The 18,538-nt window shown below is 62.0% G+C and carries 17 protein-coding genes and 1 pseudogene; 9 read left to right on the top strand and 9 right to left on the bottom strand.

Annotation, left to right across the window (positions count from 1 at the left end; all coding sequences use genetic code 11):
• Nucleotides 1-5: 5 nt before the first annotated feature.
• The 3 genes and pseudogenes from GV819_RS33120 to GV819_RS05250 all read left to right on the top strand — a co-directional run.
• A pseudogene (locus tag GV819_RS33120) lies at nucleotides 6-113 on the top strand (formate dehydrogenase accessory sulfurtransferase FdhD); the annotation flags it as partial.
• Nucleotides 110-2,458 carry an FdhF/YdeP family oxidoreductase gene (locus tag GV819_RS05255; RefSeq protein WP_161754171.1) on the top strand — a complete coding sequence of 783 codons (2,349 nt, stop codon included), beginning with the start codon at nucleotides 110-112 and terminating at the stop codon, nucleotides 2,456-2,458. The pseudogene GV819_RS33120 and the gene GV819_RS05255, both read left to right, overlap by 4 nt.
• A gap of 282 nt (nucleotides 2,459-2,740) precedes the next feature.
• Nucleotides 2,741-3,214: a YMGG-like glycine zipper-containing protein gene (locus GV819_RS05250; RefSeq protein ID WP_161754169.1), complete on the top strand. Its 474-nt coding sequence runs from the start codon at nucleotides 2,741-2,743 to the stop codon at nucleotides 3,212-3,214.
• Between the two features lie 120 nt (nucleotides 3,215-3,334).
• On the opposite strand, the gene GV819_RS05245 is transcribed toward GV819_RS05250, so the two are convergent.
• From GV819_RS05245 to GV819_RS05230, 4 genes are all read right to left on the bottom strand, one after another.
• Nucleotides 3,335-3,769: an acyl-CoA thioesterase gene (locus GV819_RS05245; protein ID WP_161754166.1), complete on the bottom strand. Its 435-nt coding sequence runs from the start codon at nucleotides 3,767-3,769 to the stop codon at nucleotides 3,335-3,337.
• The gene (locus tag GV819_RS05240) at nucleotides 3,769-5,745 is read right to left on the bottom strand and encodes a RecQ family ATP-dependent DNA helicase (protein ID WP_161754164.1); all 1,977 of its coding nucleotides are present in this window, start codon (nucleotides 5,743-5,745) and stop codon (nucleotides 3,769-3,771) included. Before GV819_RS05240 ends, GV819_RS05245 begins: the two co-directional genes overlap by 1 nt.
• 141 nt (nucleotides 5,746-5,886) lie before the next feature.
• Nucleotides 5,887-7,017 (bottom strand): polysaccharide deacetylase family protein, encoded by a 1,131-nt coding sequence (locus tag GV819_RS05235; RefSeq protein ID WP_161754162.1) that lies wholly within the window; start codon nucleotides 7,015-7,017, stop codon nucleotides 5,887-5,889.
• A gap of 67 nt (nucleotides 7,018-7,084) precedes the next feature.
• Complete coding sequence (locus tag GV819_RS05230; RefSeq protein ID WP_161754160.1) at nucleotides 7,085-8,257, bottom strand: tetratricopeptide repeat protein; 1,173 nt, start codon at nucleotides 8,255-8,257, stop codon at nucleotides 7,085-7,087.
• A 152-nt stretch (nucleotides 8,258-8,409) separates the two neighbouring features.
• On the opposite strand from GV819_RS05230, the gene GV819_RS05225 reads away from it, so the two are divergent.
• A complete protein-coding gene (locus GV819_RS05225; protein ID WP_161754158.1) occupies nucleotides 8,410-8,763 on the top strand; it encodes a DUF1493 family protein in 354 nt (117 codons plus the stop codon).
• A 40-nt stretch (nucleotides 8,764-8,803) separates the two neighbouring features.
• Nucleotides 8,804-9,658: a DMT family transporter gene (locus GV819_RS05220; RefSeq protein ID WP_178125947.1), complete on the top strand. Its 855-nt coding sequence runs from the start codon at nucleotides 8,804-8,806 to the stop codon at nucleotides 9,656-9,658.
• 82 nt (nucleotides 9,659-9,740) lie between these two features.
• On the opposite strand, the gene GV819_RS05215 is transcribed toward GV819_RS05220, so the two are convergent.
• Nucleotides 9,741-11,282 (bottom strand): phosphoenolpyruvate carboxykinase, encoded by a 1,542-nt coding sequence (locus GV819_RS05215; RefSeq protein WP_161754155.1) that lies wholly within the window; start codon nucleotides 11,280-11,282, stop codon nucleotides 9,741-9,743.
• Between the two features lie 179 nt (nucleotides 11,283-11,461).
• A complete protein-coding gene (gene hslO, locus GV819_RS05210) occupies nucleotides 11,462-12,364 on the bottom strand; it encodes an Hsp33 family molecular chaperone HslO (protein ID WP_161754153.1) in 903 nt (300 codons plus the stop codon).
• Nucleotides 12,365-12,466: 102 nt separating this feature from the next.
• Here hslO and GV819_RS05205 point away from each other — a divergent pair, with 102 nt between their 5' ends.
• Complete coding sequence (locus GV819_RS05205) at nucleotides 12,467-13,279, top strand: phosphatase PAP2 family protein (protein WP_161754151.1); 813 nt, start codon at nucleotides 12,467-12,469, stop codon at nucleotides 13,277-13,279.
• A 76-nt stretch (nucleotides 13,280-13,355) separates the two neighbouring features.
• Here the strand turns inward: GV819_RS05205 and GV819_RS05200 are convergent, their stop codons facing one another.
• Complete coding sequence (locus GV819_RS05200; protein WP_161754149.1) at nucleotides 13,356-13,760, bottom strand: RNA-binding S4 domain-containing protein; 405 nt, start codon at nucleotides 13,758-13,760, stop codon at nucleotides 13,356-13,358.
• A gap of 115 nt (nucleotides 13,761-13,875) precedes the next feature.
• Here GV819_RS05200 and GV819_RS05195 point away from each other — a divergent pair, with 115 nt between their 5' ends.
• The 3 genes from GV819_RS05195 to rimK are packed head-to-tail and all read left to right on the top strand — an operon-like array spanning nucleotide 13,876 to nucleotide 16,056.
• Nucleotides 13,876-14,655 (top strand): EAL domain-containing protein, encoded by a 780-nt coding sequence (locus GV819_RS05195; RefSeq protein WP_161754147.1) that lies wholly within the window; start codon nucleotides 13,876-13,878, stop codon nucleotides 14,653-14,655.
• Nucleotides 14,656-14,671: 16 nt separating this feature from the next.
• Nucleotides 14,672-15,154 carry an ATP-dependent zinc protease family protein gene (locus GV819_RS05190; RefSeq protein ID WP_161754145.1) on the top strand — a complete coding sequence of 161 codons (483 nt, stop codon included), beginning with the start codon at nucleotides 14,672-14,674 and terminating at the stop codon, nucleotides 15,152-15,154.
• Nucleotides 15,151-16,056: a 30S ribosomal protein S6--L-glutamate ligase gene (gene rimK / locus GV819_RS05185; RefSeq protein WP_007931744.1), complete on the top strand. Its 906-nt coding sequence runs from the start codon at nucleotides 15,151-15,153 to the stop codon at nucleotides 16,054-16,056. The genes GV819_RS05190 and rimK overlap by 4 nt, the downstream gene beginning before the upstream one ends.
• Before the next feature lie 81 nt (nucleotides 16,057-16,137).
• On the opposite strand, the gene GV819_RS05180 is transcribed toward rimK, so the two are convergent.
• A complete protein-coding gene (locus GV819_RS05180; protein WP_161754143.1) occupies nucleotides 16,138-17,451 on the bottom strand; it encodes an ATP-binding protein in 1,314 nt (437 codons plus the stop codon).
• Nucleotides 17,452-17,556: 105 nt separating this feature from the next.
• Complete coding sequence (ompR, locus tag GV819_RS05175) at nucleotides 17,557-18,297, bottom strand: osmolarity response regulator transcription factor OmpR (RefSeq protein ID WP_161754141.1); 741 nt, start codon at nucleotides 18,295-18,297, stop codon at nucleotides 17,557-17,559.
• Nucleotides 18,298-18,538 lie beyond the last annotated feature (241 nt).

Raw genomic sequence — 18,538 nt, 5'->3', positions numbered from 1 at the left:
ATAGCACCCGCCTGGCCGTGCTATGGCCGCGTCATCACCGCCCCAACCTTGTCCACCTGCCGCAGAACAGTGCGCCGCGGGTCCACAGCCCCGCTATGGAGAGTCGCCCGTGAGTACACACAACCAAGCCGATCAGAAACCCGTTGCCCGCTACAAGCCCTACAAGGGTCCTGCCGGTGGCTGGGGTGCCCTGATCAGCGTGGCCCAGGCCTGGCTGACCAGCGACAACGCCCTGAAGAACCTGCGCATGATGCTCAAGACCAACCAGAATGGCGGCTTCGACTGCCCGGGTTGTGCCTGGGGCGACTCGCCGGAAAGCGGCCTGGTCAAGTTCTGCGAGAACGGCGCCAAGGCGGTGAACTGGGAAGCCACCAAGCGTCGGGTGGACGGGGCGTTCTTCGCCAAGCACAGCGTCACCTCGCTGCTGGAACAGAGCGACTACTGGCTTGAGTACCAGGGCCGGCTGACCGAGCCGATGAGCTACAACACCGCAACCGATCGCTACCAACCCATCAGTTGGGAGCAGGCTTTCAGCCTGATCGCCAAGCATCTGCACAACCTGCCAAGCCCGGGCATGGCCGAGTTCTATACCTCGGGCCGGGCCAGCAATGAAGCGGCCTATCTCTACCAGCTGTTCGTCCGCGCCTACGGCACCAACAACTTCCCCGACTGTTCGAACATGTGCCACGAGGCCAGCGGCGTGGCCCTGGCGCAAAGCGTTGGCGTCGGCAAAGGCACCGTGACCTTCGATGACTTCGAGCACGCAGACGCGATTTTCGTCTTGGGCCAGAACCCCGGCACCAACCATCCACGGATGCTCGAACCACTGCGTGAAGCAGTGAAGCGCGGCGCCCAGGTGGTGTGCATCAACCCGCTGAAAGAGCGCGGCCTGGAACGTTTCCAGCACCCGCAAAGCCCCATCGAGATGCTCACCAACGGCAATCGCCCAACCAACACCGCCTACTTGCGCCCGGCCCTGGGCGGCGACATGGCGCTGCTGCGAGGCATGGCCAAGTTCCTTCTGCAGTGGGAGCGCGACGCGCAGAAAACCGGCGCCCCAGCGGTGTTCGACCACGACTTCCTCAACGCTCACACAGCTCAGGTGCTCGACTATCTGGGCAGCATCGACGACACCCCGTGGGCGCATATCGTCGAGCAGTCCGGCCTGCCCCTGGTAGAGATTGAACAAGCGGCGCGCATGTACGCCAAAAGCAAGAACGTGATCATGTGCTGGGCCATGGGCATCACTCAGCACCGCCACTCGGTGCCGACCATCCAGGAAATCGCCAACCTGATGCTGTTGCGGGGCAACATCGGCAGACCCGGCGCCGGCCTGTGTCCGGTGCGCGGCCACAGCAACGTGCAGGGCGACCGCACCATGGGCATCAACGAACGCCCACCGCTGGCCTTCCTCGACTCCCTGGAACGACGCTTTCAGTTCAAGGTGCCCAGGGATGAAGGCCACAACGTGGTCGAGGCGATCCACGCAATGCTCGAAGGGCGCTCCAAGGTGTTCATCGGCCTGGGAGGCAACTTCGCCCAAGCCACCCCGGACAGCCCGCGGACCTTCCAGGCCCTGAGCAACTGCGACCTCACGGTGCAGATCAGCACCAAGCTCAACCGCAGCCACCTGGCCCACGGCAAGGACGCGCTGATCCTGCCGTGCCTGGGACGTACCGATATCGACCAGCAGGCCGGTGGTCCACAAGCGGTGACCGTGGAGGACTCTTTCAGCATGGTCCACGCTTCCAACGGCCAGTTGCAGCCGCTGTCGTCGCTCATGCGCTCCGAGCCGTGGATCGTCGCGGGCATTGCCGCCGCGACGCTGGGTACTCAGCCGGTGGACTGGAACTGGCTGGCAGCGGACTACGGGCGCATCCGCGACCTGATCGCCGACACCATTCCCGGCTTCAAGGACTTCAACGAACGGCTCAAGCACCCAGGTGGTTTCTACCTGGGCAATAGCGCCGGTGCCCGCCAGTGGAACACGCCGTCGGGGCGCGCCAACTTCCGCGCCAACCTGCTGCCCAAGGACCTGGTCCATGAGCGCACCCGGGCCACCGGCCAACTGCCGGACCTGATCCTGCAATCAATGCGTTCCCATGACCAGTACAACACCACCATCTACGGCCTCGATGACCGCTACCGCGGGGTCAAGGGCCAGCGCGACGTGCTGTTCGCCAACGAGGCGGACATCATCCGCCTGGGCTTCAAGCCGGGGCAGAAAGCCGACATCGTGTCCTTGTGGGATGACGGCCGCGAACGCCGGGTCAAGGGTTTCACCCTGCTGGCGTTCGATATTCCGGCGGGCCAGGCTGCAGCCTACTACCCGGAGGTGAACCCCCTGGTGCCATTGGAAAGTACCGGTGACGGCAGCCACACCCCGACGTCGAAGTTCATCGCCATCCGCCTGGAGGCGGCCAGCGACAGCGGCCTGATCATGGCTCGTTCGGCCTGATCCCTGACTTGAGGGCCTCTTCGCTGGCAAGCCAGCTCCTACGCTTGACAGGTAAGCCGGCGAACGCCTCTTCGCGGTCTTGAATCGCGGGCACAAAAAAGGCCGCTTTTAGATAAAAGCGGCCTGTCCGAAGTAGCTAAAGACCTGCAAAAACCACTTAAGTTCCGCAATCAAAACAATAGGTTACGAGATTGTGTACAACTCGTGCTATTCGTCGGATTTCGTTTGTAAGCATTGCGGTACAGCCTCAGGATCGCGCCGTCATCCCTTTGAGGCTCCCCTATGAAGTTCTCCTCGATTCTCTTGTTGTCCCTTGGCCTGATCAGCGGCGTTGCCACTGCCGGCGGCACCACTGAAGCAGGTGTGGGCGGCGCATTGGGCGGGGTTCTAGGCTCGGTGGTCGGCCAGCAAATCGGCGGCAATACCGGCTCGGCCATCGGCGCAGCCTTGGGCGGCGCGGGCGGCAGTGCGGTGGGTGCCGACAAACGCAGCCGTGGCCAGGCGGCCATTGGTGGCGCTCTGGGCGCAGCCGGCGGCAACGTCGTGGGCCGCAGCATGGGCGGCAACACCGGCAGTTTGATCGGCGCAGCGGCAGGTGGTGGCGCCGGCGGCGCGCTGGGCAACTACATGGGCAATGAAAGCGCCCGTGAAGATCGCAACTACCGAGGCCGTGATGACCGTCGCTACTACCGCGACGACCACCGTGGCCGTGGCCATGCCTATGGGCATCGCAAGCATCGTCACTATCGCGACTGATCACCGCCGTAGTCGCGACAATCCCGGGCCACGCTGCTCGAAGGGCCTTCCGAGGCCCTTGACGGTACAGCGTCTCCTACAAGCGCGGGACCGCCCCACCGATCGCACCACCCGTCTGACTCATGCCACCAGCAAGTCTTCCAGGGCCGCCCGCAATGCGGGCGGAATCGGCACCGGCTGGTTCGAGGCACGATCCACGAACACGTGGACAAAACGCCCCGCCGCGCAGGCATCCGCATCTCCCGTCTTGAACACCGCCAGTTCGTATTGCACCGAACTATTACCCAGCTTGCCGACTCGCAGGCCGACTTCGATACGCTCGGGAAAGGCGATGGAAGCGAAGTAGTCGCAGGCCGAGCTGACCACCAATCCCACCACCTCGCCATCATGGATATCCAGGCCGCCCTGCTCGATCAGGTAGGTGTTCACCGCCGTGTCGAAGAAGCTGTAGTAGGTAACGTTGTTCACATGACCGTAGAGGTCATTGTCGTGCCAACGGGTAATGATTGGCTGGAAGTGACGATAGTCACCGCGTTGCGGCATAGGCTCGGACATCAGGGCTCTCTCCCATCGATTGAAGGCGGGACGATCGGTTGATCGCCCAGCAGATACCCCTCGCACCACTCCCGCACGGCGGCGTAAGGATAATCTTCCAGCGCAGCGAAACCGGGAATGCTCCGCGCCTTGAGTTTGGTGAACAGCGGCACGCTGATGCCACAGAGGAAGCGCGTCAGCCGCTCCGCCCCAGGCACATCTCCCGTGTGCTGTTGGTGCCTGTGGATAAAGTCGCCACACAGGCCATTGAAGTTTTTATCCACAAGCGCCGGCAAAACCGGAGGCTCCGGCAAGCGCGCCACTTGGCCATGACAGACCGAGCAGTGCCCGCAGCGCCGAGGGGCCTGCTCATCGGCAAAGTACTGCGCCAGGCGAAAGCCCAGGCATTGCTCGGTGGCGAACAGGTCGAGCATGGCGTGGATCCGCGCAATCTCGCCGGCCTCATGCCGGGTGAAGTATGCGTGCAGATCCGCACTCAAGGCCGCCGCATCGAAGTCCGTGCGCAACAGGCTGTAGACCTCGGTCATCTGCTTGCTTTCCAACTCCACCCAGCCCTTTTCCTGGAAGTAATCCAGTGCCTTGACCACCCGGTTGCGCGGCGCCTGGTACTGCTCGTAGAGCGCGTCGAAATTCACCGTGGCCCAGGTCCGCGCACGGCTGGAGGTGTGGATGACGGCTTCGACAAAGTCTCGCCGCTCACCTTCGAAACGCGCCAGCAGGGCCTCCGGCTCCAGAAGGAACTTGAAGCGGTATTCGGCGAAATAGGCGTAACGCGGAGCGATCAGGCCGCGCAGCTCCAACTGCACCAGCAAGGTCTTGAGCGGCAGTTGGCGAATGTTGCTCTGGTCCGCCAGTGGGCCGAGCAGGAACTCCCACTGCCCTTCCGCCACCGATGCCTGCAGTTCATCCAGCACGCAGCGGATGCCGCTCAGCTCCGGGGTGTCGCCATAGACGAAGTTCTCCAGCACGTTGAGGCTGTCGCGGTTAGCCAGCACCAGGCAGTCCGAAGGCTGGCCGTCACGCCCGGCGCGGCCAATTTCCTGGCTGTAGTTCTCGATGGACTTGGGCAGGTCGAAGTGCACCACATTACGGATGTCGCTCTTGTCGATGCCCATGCCGAAGGCAATGGTGGCGACGATGCAATTGCTCCGGCCCTCCATGAAACGCCGCTGGATCGACTCACGCTGCTCATGGGGCAGGCCGGCGTGATACGCCTCGGCAGCGATGCCCTGCCGGCTCAGGTGCTCGGCCACCTGCTCGGCGGTCTTCTGCAGGGTCACATAGACGATGCTGGGCTGACCGGCCCGCTCGCCCATCCACTGCAGCAGGCGCCGGCGCTTGTCGGCACCGCGCACCGGCTCCACCAACAGGTTGAGGTTGGGCCGGTAGAAGCCGGTAGTCACCACATCGGTGACAGCAATGGCGAACTTGTCCTGCATGTCGGCGATCACCTTGGGGGTGGCCGTGGCCGTCAACAACAGGACCTGGGGAATGTTGAACTGGCGCTGGTAGTCCGGCAATTTCAGGTAGTCGGGCCGGAAGTTGTGACCCCACTCGGAAATGCAGTGCGCCTCATCCACCACCAGCAGGGAGATGGATACCTGCTGCAAAAAGTTGCGGAAGCGTTCGTTCTTCAAGCGCTCCACGGAGATCATCAAGATCTTCAGTTCCCCGGAACGCGCCCGGGTCATGACCTCGTTGGCGTCATCCCGGTTCTGGGCCGAATCGATGCTGGCAGCAGCGATGCCGTGACGCTGCAGGAAGGCCAATTGGTCTTGCATCAACGCCAGCAACGGCGAGACCACCAAGGTCAGGTGCGGCAACAGCACGGCCGGCAACTGATAGCACAGCGACTTGCCGGAACCGGTGGGAAAGATCGCCGCCGCCGAGCGCCCGGCCAGCACCGCGCTGACCGCCGCCTCCTGGCCCGGGCGAAACTGTGGATAACCGAAGACCTGTTCGAGGGTGCTGTGCATAAGGGTCACTCCTTTGACCGCTGACCGGTCATTCAAGACTAGCGTGACGGGTCGGCGGGTCGAGAAAAGGTCGCGGGAAAAGGGCTACTGGATGATACCGGTGAGGGTGCTCCGCCGCTTGCCGGCGAAGCACCGCAGAACCTAGCGCAGGCTTCGGCAGTCCAGCCAGTGCACGCCATTGTGCCGATTGTTCTCGACCAGCACCGGCACTGCCTGAGCCGCCTTGGCGTGGGTGTCATGGAACAGGATGATGCCGCGCCGCCAGAGCAGCATCAGCGTCTGTACCCGCTGGGTAGCGGCCCCAGCGCTGATTTTCTTGCTCCAGTCTTGGGAGTCGATGTTCCACAGCATCAGTTGTTGCCCCTGGGCCTTGAAGAACCCGGCGCTATCACTGCGACGCTGCCCATAGGGCGGACGAAACAGCGGCAAGTATTCATCCGCCAGGGTCCGGCTGGCCAGGTTCGCGCTGTGGATCACCGAATTCTGCCACTCGCTCCACGAGGAATGGGATTTGTGTTCCCAGCCATGTACGCCCACGCATTGGCCGTCGTACAGCGTCTGCATCTGCTCTGCCGAAGATTGACTCAGGCGCACCTGAAACGAGTCCCCCAGGACAAAAAACAGGCTATGCAGATCGTGGCCCCGCAGCACATTGACCAGTTCATCCGTGTGCCCGCCACGGAGGCTCGGACCGTCATCGAAGGTCAGCAGAAACTGTCGGTCCGCCAACTCATCTCCCAGTTTCTCGGCCGGGTCAAAACGTTGAATTTCACTGCTGACCGTTGGGAACAGGGCTGCCAGTCGCAGTTGCTCGTTCAGATATTGCTGATGGAACTGAGCACTGGCCTGAGCCCAGGCACCGTAGGTGGATTTGCTCTCACCGGTGAAACTGGCCACCAGTTGCCGCAGCTCCCCGAGGTTGCGCACCGGCAGGCAGAACGGTGCACCGTCGCAGTCCTGGCTGGCCAGTCGGTAGTTGCTCAGCAGCAGTTCCCAGAAGCGTTGACGTACCTGGTTGAGCGACTTGAGGTGCAGCTGCCGGACTCCAAGCCGCTGCTTCAAGGCCTTCTCGTCCAATGCCTCACTGGCCAGCAAGGCCTTGCCGAACATCAGAATCTCCCCCCGGGAGGCGGTGTCGAAATCCGCCGCGCTAGTCAGAGGGTTCGGCCAGCCACTGCGGTCGATGGTGGCGAAGACCAGCGGCCCGGCTGCCTGGGCCACGCCCGCGGACAGGCACAGCGCCAGCAGCCAGGGGAAAACACGAATTCGCATATCAACCTCCATAAATGCACAACGCGCCACTGCTGGCGCGTTGTGGAGATAACTTCTACCTGTGTGATCAGCGGGTCTGTAGCCGCTCTATCGCCTTGTCATAGACCTCATTGGCCTTTTGCTCCCTGGCCTTCTGGTAATGCTCCAGGGCCGTGGGCAACAAGCCGGCGTCTTCGTAGATACGTCCCATGTCGTAATAGGCGCTGGCGCGCACTGTGGACGCCGCCGGGCCACTGGCCAGGGCAATGGCCTGACGGTCGGCGACAATCGCCTCGTCCGGCCGGCTGTTCTTGCGCAACGCCAAGGCCAGGTTGCTGTAGGCCTGGGCGTAGTTGGGGTCCATCTCGATGGCGTACCGGTAGTAGATGGTCGAACCACCGAAGTCACCCTTGCGGTAGCGTTCCTCGCCTTGCTGGTTGAGGCTCTTGGCATCCACCGGCCCGCTGTCCTTGGCCACCACCTGGTCGATCGACTTGGCTGGATCGAGCAAGACGTCCAGATCATTCATCACCGAGCCTGGCTCCAGATTGCTTTGCAGCACCCGATCAATGTCCTGCAAGCGGCCATCGGCGGTCAGGCGAAAGACCGCCCACAGATTGCCCTGGCGATTCTGCGGCACCTGATAGCTGCGCATCAGCGTCGGGCCTCTATAGACGTCAACCCGTGCCTGACTGCGGCCCAGGCGCAGGGAGTCGGGGTTGTTGCCGTTGGTGAAGTCATGCACGGCAAAGACGTAGTTGTCACCGGGCAATGGCTCGTCGATGGTGACGGTTTCCGGGCCATGGCTGTCACTGCTTTCAACGTCCAGGCGGGTTCCCGGCCCCTTGCCGGTGGCGAAAAACAGCAGCTTGTGGGGATAGGCCAGATACGCATCGAGGTCCTCCCCCGGCGCACTCCAGCTCAGCACCACGCGCCGGCTGTCAGGGTTGGCCAACACCGGGCTCAAGGCATAGTTCAAGCCCAGGCACGGACACTTGACCCGCAGGTCGGCGTAGCCAAGCTTGCGAATCAGCAGCTCGCTGGTGGGAGCCTCGACAACGTCCGTCGCCAGGCTCAGTCGGCCCTGGGCGTCAGTCCGCCCGGAACTCTTGAGCGTGCCTTGCTGCACCAGTACTTCGGCATCGGCGAGCACGCCGCCCTTGACCACCGCGTCCAGTACTACGATCGACAACGACTGGGCCTGTGCTGCACTCGCCACCAGCCCCAGCCACAACCCCGCCACCAGGCGCAAAACTGCCATAACAAAATCCCTGTAGATGAAGATGGCCGAAGCGCTGTCCCAGCCCATCCGCCAGCGGCGAACCATACACAGTTTTGCCCGCCAATGCTCGGCCCGGGCCCGCTAAATCGCCGTACACTAAAGCCTCCACGATCAGCGAACGAACCTCGAACATGCACCTGGCCTCCGATTTTCCCGACGATGCGACCATGCGCCAACTGATGCAATTGCTGCATGAGGAAATCGGCTTGCCCGAGCGCAAGACCCTGCGCCTGAGCACCGCGATCAACCTCGACCTGGGCTGCGACGGCGCCGATGCCCGGCATTTGCTGCAGGCCCTGGAAGAGCAATTCGTGATCGACTTTGTCGACTTCGACAGCTATCGCTACTTCCAGCCCGAAGGCTACGATGTGTCCCTCAAGCGCCGCGCCAAGGGCCGGGGAGACAAGCTCCCGCTGACCATTGGCATGCTGTACCGGGCGCTCAAGGAGCAACGCTGGGACACTCAGGAGCTGGAAGGCCTCTAAGGTTCACGGCAGTACACAAGGAAATGCCGTGGACGTACTGATGGGTCTGCTCGCCGCCCTGCTCTGGGGCGTCACCGATTTTCTCGTGGGCCTCAATGTCCGCGCCGTGGGCGTGAAACGCGCGGTGTTCTTCAGCCAGGCCCTGGGCTTTACCTTGATGTGCCTGCTGCTGGCGGTCTTCCCCGCCTTCCTCCTCAAGGCCATGACCGCCCCCCTGGAGGTCTGGCTGATGGGCGTGGTTGCCGCGGCCTTTATCGTCTCTGGCGCCCTGGCCCTGGGCAAGGCTTTTGCCCTGGGCAAAGCCTCCATCGTCGCGCCATTGGTGACCTCCTACGGCGTAGTCACCACCTTGCTGTCCTGGGCCAGTGGCGAACAGATCAGCCTGATCCAGCTGCTGTGCATCCTCGTATGCGTGGTCGGCGTGATCTTCTCCGGCATCCACCCCGGGCCCAAGCTGCCCCACAGTACCGACGCCGGCCGCTCGATCTTCTACGCCCTGTTGTCGGCGACCCTGTACGGCACCAGTTTCTGGCTGCAGGGCCGCTACACCCTGCCGCAACTAGGGCCGATCGGCATGCTCTGGCTGGGGTATGCGGTGGGCAGCAGCGTGATGCTGCTGATGGTGCTGAAAATCGCGGACGGACTGAAAATTCCGCCGTTGAAAAACTGCGGCCTGCTGGCCTCCACCAGCCTGATGAACCTCGGCGCCTTCTTCGCCTTTTCCTGGGGCGCCATGAGCGGCTCGGTGTCGGTGGTGACGGTGATCAGCACCCTGTCCGGCGGCATCGCCGCGGTGCTGGGCTATGTGTTCTTCAAGGAGCGGTTGTCGCCGCTGCAGGTGACGGGAGTGGTGCTGGTGTTGGCTGGAGCGTTAGTGCTGCACCTGAAGACGTAAGCCTCCTACAGCAGCCGCTAGAAGATTTCCAGCGCACAAAAAAGCCGCCCCGAAAGGCGGCTTTTTTACTTCTGGTCGAGGCTTACAGCTTCGGACCAGCAGCCTTGATCGCGTCGCTCACGTCGAACTTCTTGAAGTTCTCGGTGAACAGGCCAGCCAAGGCCTTGGCCGCTTCGTCGTAGGCGGCTTTGTCAGCCCAGGTGTTGCGTGGGTTGAGCAGGCCAGTCTCGACGCCAGGAACGGCTTTTGGCACGTCCAGGTTGACGATGTCCAGGTGCTCGGTCTCGGCACCGATCAGCGCGCCGCTCTGGATCGCTGCGATCACGCCACGGGTGGTCGGGATGTTGAAGCGCTTGCCAACGCCGTAGCCACCGCCGGTCCAGCCGGTGTTGACCAGGTAGACCTTGGAGCCGAAGCCGCGGATGCGCTTGATCAGCAGCTCGGCGTATTCGCCAGCCGGACGCGGGAAGAACGGTGCGCCGAAGCAGGTGGAGAAGGTCGACTTGATGCCCGAGCCCGAACCCATTTCAGTCGAGCCCACCAGCGCGGTGTAGCCGGACAGGAAGTGGTAGGCGGCTTGTTCTTCGCTGAGGATCGACACCGGTGGCAGTACGCCGGTCAGGTCGCAGGTCAGGAAGATCACGGCGTTAGGCTCGCCACCGAGGTTCTTCGGTGCACGTTTTTCGATCAGCTCGCGCGGGTAGGCGGCGCGGCTGTTCTGGGTCAGGCTGTCGTCGGCGTAGTCGGCCTTTTTGTTGGCATCGAGTACGACGTTTTCCAGGACCGCGCCGTGCTGGATGGCTTTCCAGATCACCGGCTCGTTCTTCTCCGACAGGTCGATGCACTTGGCATAGCAACCGCCTTCGATGTTGAACACCACGCCAACGCCCCAGCCGTGTTCGTCGTCACCGATCAGGTAACGGCTTTCGTCGGCCGACAGGGTGGTCTTGCCAGTGCCCGACAGGCCGAAGAACAGAGTCACGTCGCCTTCTTCGCCCATGTTGGCGGCGCAGTGCATTGGCAGCACGTCCACAGCCGGCAACAGGAAGTTCTGTACGGAGAACAGGGCTTTCTTCATTTCGCCGGCGTAACGCATGCCCGCGATCAGCACTTTCTTGGCCGCGAAGTTGAGGATCACGGTGCCGTCGGAGTTGGTACCGTCACGCTCAGGTTCGCAGACGAAGTTCGGTGCGTTGAGGATCTGCCATTCACCCTTGCCACCGGCGTTGTATTGCTCGGGGTTGATGAACAGGCAACGGCCGAACAGGTTGTGCCAGGCAGTCTCGGTGGTCATTTTCACTGGCAGGTAGTGAGCCGGGTCGGAACCTACATGCACGTGGGAAACAAAACGCTCGCGCTCGCCCAGGTAGGCTTCAACGCGGTCCCACAGGGCGTCGAACTTGGCGGCCGGGAACTTGCGGTTGATTGGGCCCCAGGCGATAGCGTCCTGGGTGCTGGGCTCTTCTACGATGAAACGATCCACTGGCGAACGGCCGGTACGATGACCGGTGCGAACCACCAGAGCGCCGGTATCGGCAAGCTCGCCCTCACCGCGGTTCAGGGCTTCTTTGACCAGATCATCCACACTCAGATCGGTGTACACGGCGTTATTGGCTTGCGTCATGAGGTTCCCCGTCGGCCATTGGCCGAGTGCTCCAAACGTTTTGTAGTAGAAACTCGCGCACTACTACCGCGAAAAAAGTGCGCCGGATTATGCCAGAAAAGCCCAAAAATAGTAGGGTCCTCCCGTCAGCACGGCGTAATTCCGGCGTTTGTCAGGTGATTTACCTGCGCTGAATCGTTTTAGTGACGAGTATCTGACGGTGTGTCGACGCCCGCTCCGGCGAACAATTGAGCAATATCGGCGGCATCGAACAGGTAGCGCTCGTTGCAGAACTGGCAGTCGATCTCGATGCTGCCACCATGTTCCACCACCAGTTCCTGCGCATCCTCCAGACCCAGGCTGACCAGCGCATTGCCCGAGCGTTCCCGCGAGCAACTGCAACGGAAGCGCAGCGGTTGCACATCGAACAGGCGCACGGCCTCTTCGTGGTACAGGCGGTGGAGCACGGTTTCGTTGTCCAGGCTCAGCAGTTCATCAGCCGTCAGGGTACCGGCCAGGGCGGTAAGGTGCTGCCAGTTGTCTTCGCGATCTTGCGGATCGCGCAGGCGGTCGGCAGGCAGCTGTTGCAGGAGCAGGCCACGGGCATTGCGGCCATCGGCGTAGAGCCAGAAGCGGGTCCCGACCTGTTGCGACATGACGAAGTAGTTGGTGAAGCATTCCGAAAGCGTAGCGCCATCCAGGTCAACGATGCCTTGGTAGCGCTGGCCCTGGGCCGGGTCGACGGTCAGCGCCAGGACGCCGTCGGGCATCATGTCGGCAAGGGTCGCATCGGCGGCGATGCGGTCCGCGTCGTAGCGGGCCAGGCCACGGATCTCGCGCTCGCTGGAGCACTCGATCATCAGCAACGGCACCGGACCTTCGGAGCGGGCCTGGAGAATCAGCAAGCCATCGAACTTCAAGGTGCCGACCAGCAACGACGCCGCCGCCATCAGTTCGCCAAGCAGCTGCGCCACCGGCTCGGGATAGGGGTGTTTGGCGAGGACCTCAGCGTAACTGCGCTCCAGCGCCACTAGCTCGCCGCGGGCATCGCTCTCATCAAAGATGAAGCGTTGAGTGAAGTCGGTATCCGGCAAATCAGTCATAGGTCTGGGTATCTGAATGATGACAAAAAGGTTACAAGCACCGAAAATTACGACGCTTGCACCATTAAGGTGCAATTTTTTTGCTGCGTTTGGAGATATTTTATGAACAATCCGGGTTTGTTCCAAGCAAGGTGGAACCTCGGCAAACTGGCTCTGTGCAATTTACTCCCTTTGGCCCTGTTGGGTTTCTGGTTGTGGCCTACCGGGCAAATGCTCTGCGTGCTCTTCGACGAATGGCTGTTCCGCTTGCTCAACACTCCCCTGGCGACCAACGCCACCTGGCTGCACATCTGGGCCGTGGCCAGCCTGCGCCCCTTCGACATCGTGATCGGCCTGATCATGCTCGGCCTGCTGATTCGCGGCGACTGGGTGTTCAAGGCCGTGGACGTGCGCCGGGCATTTTTCGGCTTCCTGTCGATCCTGATTCTTATGGTGGTGATTCGCGCGCTGTTTTCCAAGCTGGTGGCCTTCATGGGCTGGCAACACAACAGTCCGTCCATGGTGCTCGAAGGCTCCGTGCACATGAGCGACTACTTCCCGGGCTGGGAAAAAACCTGGGAGCTCAAGGATCGCTCCAGCCAGAGTTTCCCTGGCGATCACGCTTCGGTCTTGCTGATCTGGGGCCTGTTCATGGGCATCTTCAGCCGTAGCATTGGCCAGTTCGTGATTATCTGGGGCCTGACCCTGCTGTTCATGATGCCGCGCCTGGTAGCCGGTGCCCATTGGGGCCAGGACGACTACATCGGCGGCGTGCTGCTGGCGGTGCTGGCCCTGGGCTGGGGCTACTACACCCCGTACGCGGCGCGGATGTCCAACGCTCTGCTGCGCCTGACTCATCCGCTGTTCAAGCTGCTAAGCCAAACGCCGGTGCTCTCACGCATGAACGTGGTCCGTTCCAGCAACCTGTTGCGCTGATCAGGCCTGTAGGAGCCGGCTTGCCGGCGAAGGCGTCCTCAAGGGCCCATTCGCCGGCAAGCCGGCTCCTACGGTTTCATTCGTGGCTGCTGCCATGGAACTTGAACAGGTCACGGCGCTGTTTCTTGCTCGGCTTGCCGTCGGTGCTGACGCCAAGGGCGCCAGCCTTGCGCTGGGCCGCGGCGGTTTCGCGCTTGGCGATGCTCGCTTCGGTTTCCGCGTACAGGGCCTGAGCCTCGGGAGCGCCACGGCGCACGATTGACAGGGCCTGGACCACCACGCTGCGCTCATCGAAACCGGTACGGACCTGATATTCGTCGCCGATGCGCGGCTCCTTGCCCGGCTTGCAGCGCTCGCCACGGTGATGCACCTTGCCACTTTCAATGGCGGCCTTGGCCAGGGCGCGAGTCTTGTAGAAGCGCGCCGCCCATAGCCATTTATCCAGACGAACCTTGTCCTCTTCTTCCTGCTTATGCGCCACTGGAATTCCTCTTGCTGAAAAATGTCGCAACTGTACAGCCTGCAAGCGAGCTCTCATAAACTCTGCCACTCACCTAAAATAACCCAGGTTGCGCCCTGATACGCGAGGAGTCCCCGTGACTGATTTCCCCACTTCCCTGACCTCGCCCAACAGCCGTTGCGAAGGTTGCCAGCAAAGCCAGCCACTGGGCTTCGATTTTTCCTTCGCCTATCAACCCATAGTCGATCTGCGCGACCGCTCGATCTTTGCCCATGAAGCGCTGGTGCGCGGGGTCAATGGCGAAGGCGCCAACACCGTGCTGGATCAGGTCGACGACCACAACCGCTACCGTTTCGACCAGAGCTGCCGCACCCAGGCCATCACCATGGCAACGCAGTTGGGGATGCAAAGCCACCTGTCGATCAACTTCATGCCCAACGCCGTATACCGGCCGGAACTGTGCATTCGCAGCACCCTGGAAGCCGCCCGCGCCCAGCACTTTCCCCTGGATCGGCTGATTTTCGAAACCCTGGAAAGCCAGCACGTAGATAACAGTCGCCATTTGACCCATATTCTGCGTGAATACCGCGAATTCGGCTTCAAGACCGCCATCGATGACTTCGGTGCGGGGTACTCGGGGCTGAACCTGCTGGCGGATTTCCAACCTGACCTGATCAAGCTCGACATGGCGCTGGTGCGCGATGTCCACCAGGATCGCGTACGCCAGGCGATCATCCGCGGGATTGTCACAATCTGTGCGGAGTTGGGCGTTACAGTCATTGCCGAAGGCATTGAAAGTGCCGGTGAACGGGACTTTCTCAGCGACTGTGGAATTTATCTGATGCAGGGTTACTGGTTCGCCAAACCTGCATTCAAAGCCCTGGCCGAGGTTCCGGCCTCGGCTTGGCAAGGCTAATTGCGGATTTCCCTTATTGAAGACTTTTGACCATTTGACCGTTGTCGGTCTACGCGAGTGGGTGGCGCTGCCTGATCTGGGAGTGGCTGGCCTGCGCGCCAAGATCGATACCGGGGCCAGTACCTCCAGCCTGCATGCCACCGAGATCGAGCCCTTCGAGCGCGACGGTGAGCAGTGGGTGCGTTTCACTGCCCACCTGGGCAGTGTGCTGCAGTTGCGTCATCGGCGTTGCGAAGCGCCGCTGGTGACGATGAAAACCATTAAAAGCTCCAACGGCCATGCCCAGGTACGCTACGTGATCAGCACTACCCTGGCCCTGGGTGACCGCGTATGGCGGGTGGAATTCACCCTCGCTTGTCGCAAGGCCATGCGCTATCGCCTGCTGCTGGGTTCCAAAGCCTTGATCGACGGCCAACTGGTGGTCAATCCGGGCATCAAATACGTACAAGACAAGCCGGTGTTCCCGGTATCCACTACCTCTGCCACAGGTGTTGCATGAAGATCGCTGTGCTGTCGCGTAACCCGCGTCTGTATTCCACTCGTCGTCTGGTCGAGGCCGGCACCGAGCGTGGCCATGAAATGGTAGTGGTCGATACCCTGCGCGCCTATATGAACATCGCCAGCCACAAGCCGCAGATCCATTACCGCGGCAAGCCACTGGAAGGCTTCGATGCAGTGATCCCGCGGATCGGTGCCTCAGTGACGTTCTATGGCTGCGCGGTGCTGCGCCAATTCGAAATGATGGGGGTGTTCCCCCTCAACGAATCCGTGGCCATTGCCCGCTCCCGGGACAAACTGCGCTCGCTGCAGTTGCTGTCACGGCGCGGCATCGGCCTGCCGGTGACCGGCTTTGCCCACTCGCCGGACGACATTCCCGACCTGATCGAAATGGTCAACGGCGCGCCCCTGGTGATCAAGGTACTGGAAGGCACCCAGGGCATCGGCGTGGTGCTGTGTGAAACAGCCACCGCCGCGGAATCGGTGATCGAGGCGTTCATGGGCCTGAAGCAGAACATCATGGTCCAGGAGTACATCAAGGAGGCCGGCGGCGCCGATATCCGCTGCTTCGTGGTGGGTGACAAAGTGATTGCGGCGATGAAACGCCAGGCCAAGCCGGGGGAATTTCGCTCCAACCTGCATCGTGGTGGCAGCGCCAGCCTGATCAAGATCACCCCGGAAGAACGCATGACTGCACTGCGCGCGGCCAAGGTCATGGGCCTGAGCGTGGCGGGGGTGGATATCCTGCGTTCCAATCACGGGCCGTTGGTGATGGAAGTCAATTCCTCTCCGGGCCTGGAAGGGATCGAGACCACCACCGGCAAGAACGTGGCGGGGATCATCATCGAGCATATCGAGAAGAACGGCGGGCCGAACATGACCCGGACCAAGGGCAAGGGCTAGGGCTAGGGATTGCGTTGCCGGCCTTTCGCTGGCAAGCCAGCTCCTACGGGCTATGTACTGCCAGTAGGAGCAAAGCCCTGATCAATCTGCATCGCGGGGCAGCAGCAGGCCCAACGGCAGGCGTACCCTTGCCTCCAGGCCGCCATCCGGACGGTTACGCAACTCGACGTTGCCGCCGTGCATGGCGGCAATCCGCTTGACGATGGCCAGGCCCAGGCCGGTGCCCTTGCCGCCCCGGGCGCGGTCGCCACGGGTGAAGGGGTTGAAGATCGCCTCCAGCTCCGAAGGATCGATCCCGGCACCACGGTCCATCACGCTCAGCACCACGTAAGGGGCATTGGTATCGCCTGATACATAAGCCGCCACTTCAACTTCCGTGCCCGCATGATTCAAGGCGTTGCCGATCAGGTTGTTCAGCAGGCGCTTCATCGACACCCGGCGCAGCGGGAATGGCTGGATCGGCTCCAGGCGCAGATGCACCCGTTCTTCATTCTGGTTGTACGGCGCCGCCACTTCCCGCACCAGGTCGCTCAGGTCCACCTCTTCCACCGACTCGTCGCGACCGTCGCGGATGAACGCCAGGAACTGATCGAGGATGGCGTCCATGTCCTCGATATCCCGCACCATGTCGTCGGTCAGGTCGGTGTGCTCGCCCATCAACTCCAATGACAGGCGCAAGCGGGTCAACGGCGTGCGCAAGTCATGGGAAACCCCCGCCAGCATCAACTCGCGCTCGCGACCCGCCTGCTCCACGTCCTCGGCCATCTGGTTGAAGGCGCGGTACACCTCGGTCATCTCGCTCGGGGTGTCGCTGATCGGCAGGCGCACGCTGCGCCCCTGGCCCAGTTGCCGGGCGGCATACACCAGGCGTTTGAGGGGCTGGTTGAGCTGACTGACGAAGATCCACGCCGAGGCAGTGGACAACAGGCCGATGGCCAGGAACCAGCCCAGCACGCTCCAGATTTTCTGCCCGCGCAATGGATGCGGGTACAGCGGCACCTTGAGCCAGCCATCGCCCAGGCTCGGCGCTCTCACCCACAACGCCGGCGGCGCATGCATGCGCAGCCGTACTTCGGTGTCGGCGCCCAGCTCGGCCTGCATCTGGCGCTGGTAGATCTCGCTGTAGGGCCAGTGCTGTTCACCGGCCGGCACACCGCTGCCCACCACCTTGATCAGGCCGGCGGCCTCGGCGATCTGGTCGCGGTTGGACTCATCGGCGGCCCAGTAGGCGCGCAGGGTCAAGGCCACGCCGTGGCTGTACTGGCGGTCCACCAACACGTCCTCGTTCATCAACAGATAAACCAGGGTCAGCGCCTTGGAAAACAGCACCACGATCAGCACCAGCCACAGGGTGCGGGAGAAGAAACTCTGGGGGAACCACAGCGGGGTTTTCATAACAGCCAATACACACTTTGCAGGAGCGAGTCGCGCTCGCAGCGTTGTGGAATGCGAACGCCCGGGTCGTTACCGGCCCGGGCGTTCGCTCCTACCAATCACTGATCACTTGGTCGCAGTGCCATCCGGCACAAAGACATAACCCACGCCCCAGACGGTCTGGATATAGCGCGGCTTGGAAGGATCGGGCTCGATCATCCGGCGCAGGCGCGAGATCTGCACGTCGATGGAGCGCTCCAGGGCGTCCCACTCGCGGCCACGGGCCAGGTTCATCAATTTGTCCCGGGTCAGCGGTTGCCGGGCATTCATCACCAGCGCCTTGAGCACCGCGAACTCACCGGTGGTGAGCATATGAATTTCATCGCCACGCTTGAGCTCACGGGTTGCCAAGGACAGCTCGTAGTCACCGAAGGTCACGCTTTCGTCTTCGCTGCCCGGCGCGCCTGGCACCGGTGCCGACTGGCGGCGCAGCACAGCCTTGACCCGGGCCATCAGCTCATCGGGGTTGAACGGCTTGGCCAGGTAATCGTCGGCACCCAGTTCCAGGCCCTTGATCCGGCTCAATTCGTCGCCCTTGGCGGTGAGCATGATGATTGGGATCTGGTTGTTGGCACTGCGCAGGCGGCGGCAGGCGGTCAAGCCGTCTTCGCCGGGCAGCATCAGGTCGAGTACCACCAGGTTGAACACTTCGCGACCCAGTAGACGGTCCATTTGCTCGGTGTTCGGGACTGCGCGGGCACGGTAGCCCTTGCTGACGAAAAAGCGCTCCAGCAGGCTGCTCAGCCCCGGATCGTCGTCAACAATAAGAATTTTTTCGCCTTCAGCAGTTTGTGCAGTGCTGCTCATTGGATGCTCCTCTAATCTCGGTGCGCATTATGGCGTAGCTGCCGTTATACGCACCGTGTGCATTGTTAGCAGATTTTTCCTCTGTCGCCAGCAAACCCGCCGTCGGCCTGAGGCCCGCGATCACCCAGAAGACAGTAACGCTGGTTATAATGCGCCGCCTTTTGTGTTGGGCAATATCTGATCAGTACGACTTCGGCCGGTTTATTTATTTGCCTCGGCCGGCAGTATTTTTTCGATTTCA

It is taken from the genome of Pseudomonas sp. Fl5BN2 (assembly GCF_009908205.1).
GTDB lineage: Bacteria > Pseudomonadota > Gammaproteobacteria > Pseudomonadales > Pseudomonadaceae > Aquipseudomonas.
This window is presented reverse-complemented; position numbering and strand designations above follow the sequence as displayed.